9 protein-coding genes are annotated in these 8810 nt (G+C 45.6%); 7 read left to right on the top strand and 2 right to left on the bottom strand.

Annotated features, from left to right (window positions below; all coding sequences use genetic code 11):
- Together P8P30_01000 and P8P30_00995 are read left to right on the top strand one after the other, a co-directional pair.
- On the top strand, positions 1–1100 hold a 1100-nt coding region (locus P8P30_01000; protein ID MDG1286123.1), incomplete at its 5' end, for a hypothetical protein.
- A gap of 2 nt (positions 1101–1102) precedes the next feature.
- A complete protein-coding gene (locus tag P8P30_00995) occupies positions 1103–1381 on the top strand; it encodes a hypothetical protein (GenBank protein ID MDG1286122.1) in 279 nt (92 codons plus the stop codon).
- A gap of 509 nt (positions 1382–1890) precedes the next feature.
- Here P8P30_00995 and P8P30_00990 read toward each other — a convergent pair.
- On the bottom strand, positions 1891–2622 hold the full coding sequence (locus tag P8P30_00990; GenBank protein ID MDG1286121.1) for a hypothetical protein: 732 nt from the start codon (positions 2620–2622) through the stop codon (positions 1891–1893).
- Positions 2623–3324: 702 nt separating this feature from the next.
- On the opposite strand from P8P30_00990, the gene P8P30_00985 reads away from it, so the two are divergent.
- On the top strand, positions 3325–5076 hold the full coding sequence (locus P8P30_00985; GenBank protein MDG1286120.1) for a lectin-like protein: 1752 nt from the start codon (positions 3325–3327) through the stop codon (positions 5074–5076).
- A gap of 154 nt (positions 5077–5230) precedes the next feature.
- Here P8P30_00985 and P8P30_00980 read toward each other — a convergent pair whose 3' ends face one another.
- The gene (locus tag P8P30_00980; protein ID MDG1286119.1) at positions 5231–6247 is read right to left on the bottom strand and encodes a response regulator; all 1017 of its coding nucleotides are present in this window, start codon (positions 6245–6247) and stop codon (positions 5231–5233) included.
- 366 nt (positions 6248–6613) lie between these two features.
- Here P8P30_00980 and P8P30_00975 point away from each other — a divergent pair, with 366 nt between their 5' ends.
- The 4 genes from P8P30_00975 (at position 6614) to P8P30_00960 (ending at position 8807) form a co-directional block, all read left to right on the top strand.
- Positions 6614–7030, top strand: a complete 417-nt coding sequence (locus P8P30_00975) for a DUF1489 domain-containing protein (GenBank protein MDG1286118.1) — start codon at positions 6614–6616, stop codon at positions 7028–7030.
- Between the two features lie 61 nt (positions 7031–7091).
- Positions 7092–7418 carry a heat shock protein HspQ gene (gene hspQ / locus P8P30_00970; GenBank protein MDG1286117.1) on the top strand — a complete coding sequence of 109 codons (327 nt, stop codon included), beginning with the start codon at positions 7092–7094 and terminating at the stop codon, positions 7416–7418.
- Positions 7419–7480: 62 nt separating this feature from the next.
- Positions 7481–8314 carry a rod shape-determining protein MreC gene (mreC, locus tag P8P30_00965; GenBank protein MDG1286116.1) on the top strand — a complete coding sequence of 278 codons (834 nt, stop codon included), beginning with the start codon at positions 7481–7483 and terminating at the stop codon, positions 8312–8314.
- Positions 8307–8807 carry a hypothetical protein gene (locus P8P30_00960; GenBank protein ID MDG1286115.1) on the top strand — a complete coding sequence of 167 codons (501 nt, stop codon included), beginning with the start codon at positions 8307–8309 and terminating at the stop codon, positions 8805–8807. The genes mreC and P8P30_00960 overlap by 8 nt, the downstream gene beginning before the upstream one ends.
- Positions 8808–8810: the final 3 nt, after the last annotated feature.

Here is an 8810-nt window from a genome sequence, read left to right as displayed (position 1 = left end):
CCATTTGCTCTGACACACCAAGGGTTAAGATAGCACGCCACTGGGAGACTGGAGAATCTTTTGACTGGCGTGATTACTTTGAAATTGAGTCAAATGCTTTTTCTCCCAGAGAACGAGTTGACGTCGTCACTACGCTAAATGATCTCGCTCAATTACCTGAATTTCAAGAAACACTTACCAGAAGTCAAAGCCCGCACATCAGAGAAGTATATGAAGAAGCTGCGAAACTGGCTTTAAAGAACGTAGAAACATTGGAATCAATGAACAAGAAGCTGGGTCTTTCAGATCAAATGGTTGTCAAACATTTAGAGCCAAATCTCCAACGGCAGAAAATACGTATAGGTAACTTATCCTCTGTTCGTCCTGGTAGTTTTGCAGATGCTTCTACGCGCTTCGTTTCCGTCGACTTTGATCTACTAAAAAGAGCTAGTTACGGTAGTGAAAAATATAAAGGAGATGGAAAGGGTATCACTCATAACTTTAGCTTACATGATGTATTGTATCATGAAATTAAGCATCTTTCTGATATCAATGTTTACAATAAATGCCTTATGGGGCAGCGCTTTAAAGCTGCAAATTTGAGTGGTGCACGCTTTGATACGGGTCCTAGTGGCTCACTTGCAGAGCGCAATAAGCATACGACAGATCGCTCAACCGAGCAGTATGCTATCGGCGCAACCAATCACGCAAGAAGTCGCTATTTTGATGAAGAAAAACGAGTTTACAAAGAACAAGATTCACCGGTAGATGAGCGGATCTCTTCAGAAAAAAACGAAAACTATATGGCTAAAGTAGAAATAGAAACGGAGTTCCCATTGCCTATACTCTCTAGAGAGGAGAAAGTACATACAGAGATTACACCAGAAAGCTTTATCAAAATGATTGTACATGGAGAGTCTAAAATAGAAAATGAATACGAAGTCCTCGATTCTATTCATGAAGATTACAAACCGAACTTACCTCAGCCTTCATCCTCAGTAAGGGCGGGAGATATAGATATTCCTCCCAATAAGATACCTGCCGCTTCAATTTCAGTAATACACTCCCCACCTTCTGTTCATCATGTTCAAGGACAGCAATCACATGGAATAGGTATATAATAATGAGCTTTACTGCACAATTATTAGCTAAACGCGGCCACTCTATAGAACGCCTGTACTATCTGCATGCTTTTATTGATGATCGTCTTGCTTACTACTTCATATTAATTGATCCGCCAAAAGAGCCTGCATTTTTGGCGGAGATACAAAAAGGCAACGCTATGATTGATCTTGAAGAATTCGCACTGGAAATTGTTGCAAAAGGATATGGAGAACCTTCAGAGGAACTACAACAGAGAATACAACAAAAATATAACGCTGTGGTCAAAAAACCTGAATAGTTGGTTTTTTCTATTTCAGGCAGACACATATGTGTCCGTTCAAATGGGGGGGCTAGTTCACACAAGAGCTCCCTTGTGGGGGATTCACGCACTATTTCCCATCATTAGCTGTGCAAGACGTTCTCCTCTTTACATAGCCAAGCCACCGGATACGCTCATGCATGAAGCAAATGCAGAGCAAGTATTATGTGGCTTATTACCGTGTCAGCACGGATAGGCAGGGGAAAAGCGGACTCGGGCTGGAGGCACAGCAGGAGGCAGTACGGCGGCATCTTAATTTCGGCGAGATGCTAGTGCGGGAGTTCACGGAGGTAGAATCCGGTAAAAAGAGCAACCGCCCAAAGCTGCTAGAGGCGTTAGAATTCTGCAAACAACATAATGCTACCCTACTTATCGCAAAACTGGATAGATTAGGCCGTAACGTCTCCTTTATCGCCAGCCTGATGGACTCAGGAGTCTCCTTTACTTGTTGCGACAACCCACACGCCTCTAAATTTATGTTACACATGCTAGCGGCCTTTGCAGAGCACGAGCGAGAGCAAATCAGCATCCGTACCACGCAAGCTCTCGCCGCAGCCAAAAAGCGCGGAGTCAAACTCGGTGAACATGCCAAAGCCCCTGATAACCAAAATGGTAATCGTGCAGAGATATTTGCGCGGACGATAGACATTCTCAAAGTTATCTTTAACGCCCGCTTTTGTTATAATAGCGCCTAGCCAGCTATCATAACTAACTTTAGCCGTCTCGCTGACGTTCTTGATCTCTAGCTTGATCATTAACGCTTTATTTTCTGACTCTGTGCGACCTCCAATAGTTTCGATTGGGGCATTATCAATGATGACTGAAAGGACTTTAATCTGAATATTTTCTAATTGAACAGCCTCTTTTGCATCGGCCCATATATCAGGTTCTGTAGCTTCTTTCTGCTTACCATCAGAACTAACAACTTTCTGTTTCGCTCCACTATTCCCCTCAATAGCCTCTCCGATCTCTGTGGCCGCATATACCCAAGCGGAGGCGATGTAGAGAGCGATTCCGCAAACGACTAAACCAGAGATAGCATAGCCCGCTCCAGTGCTCTTCTTGAGCGCGATAAGGACAACTGAGATTGCAGCCATAATCAGGCCAATGATACTTAGCGGCATGGTGATCACGCCAACAAAAGGAATCCACGCAATGACAAAGGCGGCAATAGGAAAGAAGTGGGAGGTGCGAGAGGAAGTGGAATATGACAGTTTCATGACAATGGCACATAAAGCCTCTCTGCTACTGGTGTGAAGAGGCAATTTGTGCAATAATGCGCTCGATTTTTGTATTTACAGGCAGGGGTTATAAAGAATTTCTCAAAGCGTGAAAATGAAGTGTGTGTTTTGCCATACGACTTTACATAAAGCACCCTTCAATTGCGAGCCACTCGCAGTGACATTACTTGCACGAGCGCCCTTCATCCATCATTGAGCGTACAGGATGGGTAAGTTGTCGATGGTTTTCTTGTTCAGGTTTAATGTTGGCATGGTAAGTCCTTTCTTGTTGAGTAAGCGACGAGTAAACATTTGATTGCTTAAACGTGCTGACTCGGACGTAACATGGCGGGGCAGGGTGACGAACTAAAATCATTGAATTACAGTGTGTTGCAGTATCAAAACGTAGGTAAGAGCACTGCACCGAAAATCCCCATAGTCCAACTTTTAATCAGTAGGCGCTAATCGTAACATAACTGTAGCATAAGAATAGAAACTACGAGCGAGGTGTGCTGCTCTCTGAAGGCGCCTTTTTTTCCTTCAATATGTTGATTAATAACAATTAATGTTTATATTTGTTCGTTTTTTAGCACCGCAAGTTAATCTTGGATTTATCTAAAAATCTATCTAAAGGTTTACTTGCATTAACCTTTTTATTGCATACTGAGAATATAAAGAAACACATGAGAGAAGTATGAAGTTATGGCTGATTCTACAGGAACAAACGGTGGTGAGACTATAACAGGCACTGCGGTAGCAGATAATATGTTTGGTCTAAACGGTGCGGATATCTTAAATGGCGGCGATGGAGCGGATATACTTTATGGTGATTCAATAACAACTGCCGAAGTGTTGGCGGCAAATCCTTCGATAACTTATAACGCCGCCACTGATTCGTACTACGAATTTGTGAATGGAGGCTTTACTCATGGAGCGGCAACTACGGGTGCAGCGGCTAACCAGGTAAATGGCCTAAGTGGGAGTCTGGCAGTCATCACTTCTGCAGCAGAGAATGCATTTGTATTGGGATTAACAGGCGGTGCCCGAACATGGTTGGCTGGTTCAGATGCGACGACAGAAGGCGAGTGGTTCTGGACAGATGGTCCTGAAGCGGGAACACAATTCTGGACAGGCGGCGCAGGCGGCTCCGCTGTAGGAGGAGCCTATTCGAATTGGGTGCCAGGTGATCCCTCAAATGGTAGCGGGGCCTGGGATTATGTTGAGTTTCGTGCCGACGGTACTTGGTGGTCTAATGCTAGCACTTCAAGCTTTTCTTATGTTGTTGAGTGGCATGATGTCACTTCCACTGAAGATAACTCTGCGGATACACTCAATGGCGGAAATGGCAATGACACACTCTATGGTCAGGGCGGGAATGACGTGCTTGATGGTGGCGCAGACAATGACACTATATTTGGCGGCGATGGCGCTGATAGCATCGATGGTGGCACGGGAGTGGACACCTTAAACGGTGATGACGGAAATGATACGATTAATGGTGGCGATGGCGCTGACATCATTAATGGCGGAAATAATAATGACACCTTAAACGGCGATGCCGGAAATGATGTCATTGATGGTGGCGCCAATCATGATGCCATTACGGGTGGTAGCGGAGCTGATACGATCAATGGTGGTACTGGACGTGATACGATCGATGGTGGCATAGATGATGATACCATTAATGGTGATGGCGGTCATGACAGTATTATCGGTGGTTTAGGGGATGATACTCTTAATGGTGATGGCGGTCGTGATACGATTGAAGGCGGTGCAGGTAGCGATACGATTAGCGGCGGTAATAGCACCGATAGCCTACTAGGGGGTGACAATGATGATGTTATCAATGGTGATGGCGGCAATGATACTATCGATGGTGGTAATGGTAACGATGTCGTTAATGGTGGAAACAATGATGATAGCCTAGATGGTGGTGCTAATAGCGATACCGTTGATGGTGGCGCGGGTGCTGATACTGTAGGCGGTGGTGCCGGTGAAGACTTAGTTGAAGGTGGTTCTGGCTCTGATACTCTCAGCGGTGGTGATGATGATGACTTTATTGTAGATGTTGATTACGAAGGTGCTGGTGGGTACGATGCCGCGGGTGCTGATACACTTTCTGGAGATGCCGGAGATGATATCCTTGTTTCTACTTCAGGTGCCGATCAATTATATGGCGGTGGCGGAGCAGATATCTTTGTGTTTACTCCATTTGATGCAGTGATCGATGCGCGAATTTATGATTTCTCTCAAGGAACAGACTTGCTCTACTTGATCGATTTGACGGGAGCTTACAAGATAGATACGAGTTACATATTTGATTTTGACAATGATTTCACGACTTCGGTGGGTGGGGGGAATACCACTCTTACCTTTGGTAATGGTAGCACAATCCAGATTGATGGAGTCACAGCTCTTACAGTGGCTGATTTTGACGGACAGCATCTCTTCTAGAGCCTAACCCGAGAGCATGGGTTTTGAAGAAAGTGCAAGCGAATCCATGCTTGATGGGGTTCGAAAGGCCATCCAACGCTACGAGGAATATACGGGGTTTAAGGACTTCATTTGCATAGCTGATGGTATGAATGATTCCAGAAAATAGTCCCGACTATGCTCCTATTGCACCTAAGAGTTCATCGAGGCCCTGCGATAAATTTTGCTCGATTTTGCCGCCCTGACCAGTCACTTTTTTCGCGAGGAATATCTTGATGGTCTCCACGTATTTCTGCAGCACTAAGTTATGGCGTCTGTTTCCTAACTCAAAGCCGTCGCGCAGGAACTTGTAGATGTCATAGGCGGTCTCAGCCTGCAGACTGTAATTGAAGGTGCCGCCGTGTGCGCGCATTGAAAGCAGGCTGGCTTTGCATTCTTCCAGCGCACCTTCATCAGTATCAAGGATAACCTGGCTGGCTGCTTGTTCCAGCTTTTCCACATCCTCTGCGACCCACTTCAAGCATTCAGGACTGAAGGAATTAATGGTTTTCTGTGCTTCGGTTAAGATTCTTGGGGTAATAACTTCCTTCAAGCTTTGCTGTAAACCGATCTTCCGACGAAGCTCTTGTTGTGCAACAAGTTGCATCGGCCGGTTGCCCTCTTTTGTAATCTGAATTTTATCTAATTTCAGGAACATGACGGGCTGCATAATGCGACGATTTTTATCTACAGTTCTTTTGATTCGTCGTCGACATGGGCCGGTAAAACGTTCCCAAACGATGAAGTCACGAGGAAAATCAATAATATTCTCTAGATGCTGGTAGAGAGTTTTGGTGGTGTATGGTTTGACCAGAAACTCTGTTACACCCATATCTCGGGCTTCCATCACATCTTCTTTGGTGGCGCGGGCGGTCAACATGATTACTGGCAGCAATGCGAGCTTAGGGTCTTCTGATTTACGCAACTGGAGGATCAGGTTAATGCCGCTCAATGACTTGGTGTCCCATTCTGTGATCAGAATATCAGCAGGTTCAGACTTCATCATCTCCAAAGCCCTTTTTCCGCTTTTCGTAATGGAAATATTGCTCAACCCCAGTTTACGCAGAGTTCGCTGCAGCAACTCTGCCATATGGAAGTCGCTGTCTACAATGATAATACGTGCTTTAGTAAGGTCGGGATTTCTTTTTTTCATCTGTCTACTCATGGTTGTTTTAACATGCGCCTCATGCGAATTTTATAAGTTCTTCATTAAGCGGCCGCTAATTGGATATATAATTCTGTTAGTTACAAAAAATGGTCGGGGCGGTTGGTCTTCAGTTAATCGACTGTAGTTCCTGAATATGTCATTTTTATTACAGTTTTTAATTTATTAGAAGATACAGCCAAGGGTTGCAGTAAATCGCAGTAAACTCAAAGAGGAGAGTGATTGATCTATTTTGTGGATTGCTAGGGGGTTACCTAGTTAAGAAATAAGTCGGAGATGCACCCTAGATTTCCCTTACGAATTTGTAATGCAATTTTATGCTTATAGCGGCTATAACGCCTTATGGCGTTACATATGATGAAATTAGTCGTGGGCATGGATAGCTTGCAGGAATTTGCGAAATGGCAGTCGCATGAACGGCTCGATTTTAAAGGTCGTGCAGTGAATGTGGTTTATACGCGCCATATGCCTAAGCAGGTGACTGAGATATTGCTCAGCGGCGGTTCGATTTACCGGGTGATTAAAGGGGTGATGCGTTGTCGGCAGAAAATTCTTGGGTTTGATCGGGTGGAGACATCGCAAGGTACTAAATCCATTATTTATACGGATACAGAAATTATGCGTACTCATCCATTGCCCAAGCGTGCATTTCAAGGCTGGCGCTATTTGAAAGAAGATGGCACCCCGCAAGATGTGGCCCCTTATGCGGTGGGCGATGAATTGCCTCCAGCAGAGATGGAAGCGGAGTTGAGCGAGCTTGGGCTGCTTTAGCGCGCGTACGAATTATCCAATCGCCTCTTGTATCTGCGCGATAGGCATCTATGTTTAAGGTATGAGTCAATTAGAGATTATTTCTGCCAAGTTCGGCATGGGCCAAAAAATCCGTCATAAGTTGTTTGATTACCGTGGGGTGATTCTGGATGTAGATTCAGATTTTCAACTCAGCGATGATTGGTACAAAAAGATGGCGAAAACCCAGCCAGCCAAAGATGAGCCATGGTATCATGTGCTCGTGCATGAATCCGCGCAAATGACTTATGTGGCAGAAGCAAATTTGCAAACAGATGCATCTGAAGAGAAAATTGACCACCCGGTGATTGATCTCTGTTTCGATATTGACGCACAAGGCAAATACCAGCGCCGTTTGAACGTCCAATAATTCCTGACAGCTTGACGTTTTTTTAACATTCATCAAGTATGGTGGATGTAGGGTACAAAATAATGTCAAAAACTTTTTCACATGCTTCAAGCCGCGCGCCTTCTTTGCAAGATTGGGCCGGACGGTTTGTATTTATCGCGTTGTTCTTCGGCTCGGTATTATTGGTTGCGATTGGCCGCTTTGAAGATACGAGTATGGGCCAGGTACAGCAGAAGGTTTCAGGCTTCTTGGCTCCGATTGGTAGCTTTATTGCAAGCCCCGTTGAAACAAGCTTAACTACGATGACAAACTTCCAAACCGCATTGAGTAATGCCACCAATGCGAATCAGCTGGCCGCAGAAAATGTCGCACTTCAGCAATGGAAATTACGAGCGGAGCAGCTGCAAGCCGAGAATACCGCCTTGCGTCAATTGATGAAAGTGGTGCCGGTCATGAACACGGTCGATCTAACCGTACGTGTTTTGGGTAGCGTGGCGGGCCCTTATAGTCATCAACTGCAATTAGCCGCCGGTTCAGATGATGGCGTCAAAGAAAATATGGCGGTGGTGGATGGACATGGTTTGGTCGGTCGTGTGATGGGCATGACGGGTAGCAGTTCGCAGGTGTTGACACTGACGGATATTAATTCGCGCGTGGCAGTAGTAACGGGTAAAAGCCGAGAACATGCCGTAGTAAAAGGCTTAGGCGAAGGGTATCTGGGGCTCTATTACCTGCCAGAAGATACGAAAATTCAATTGGGCGAGAAGCTTTATACCTCCGGTGATGGCGGGTTAATGTCTGCCGGTATTTTAGTAGGTGCCGTGGTGGAGATCACTGAAACCGGCGTTACCGTTGCACCCATCGTGGACCGAGCGCGCTTAGATTACGTCCGCCTGCTCATCGCTTCCGATGGATAAGTCGGCCGAGTGGCGAGATTTTATCCCCGTGTTGTTAGCGGTGCTGGTGACGCTAATCGCGCCGCATCTTTTACCTTCTGAATTACGAAATATTGCGCCGCCTTTAGGCTTGGCGGTGATTTTCTTTTATTTGCGTCGCGGTGGGTTTCCGCTCTGGGCAGCCGTCATTTGCGGTGTGTTACTAGAGATATTACAGGCGATGCCTTTGGGCGTTGGTGTTTCTGCGGCTTTGCTACTTTACGCCCTAGCACGTCGACGTGAGGAGCGTCAGGAAGCTTCAAGTTTTGCACGTAATGCATTTAGGCATTTTTGGGTTTCGGCCCTCGTTATGCTGTGGATTTATCTTTTAATGTCGCTTACACAAGCGCAATTCTTCCCCATTGCGGCGCCGCTTTTGCAATGGTTGGCTTTAGGGTGCAGCTATCCGTTGATTTACGCCTTTTGTCATGCCATGCATCGACCCATGAGCAAATCAATCGCATCGCATCTGTAGTGT

The organism is Rickettsiales bacterium, from assembly GCA_029252805.1.
Taxonomy (GTDB): Bacteria; Pseudomonadota; Alphaproteobacteria; order Rickettsiales; family JALZUV01; genus JALZUV01.
This window is presented reverse-complemented; position numbering and strand designations above follow the sequence as displayed.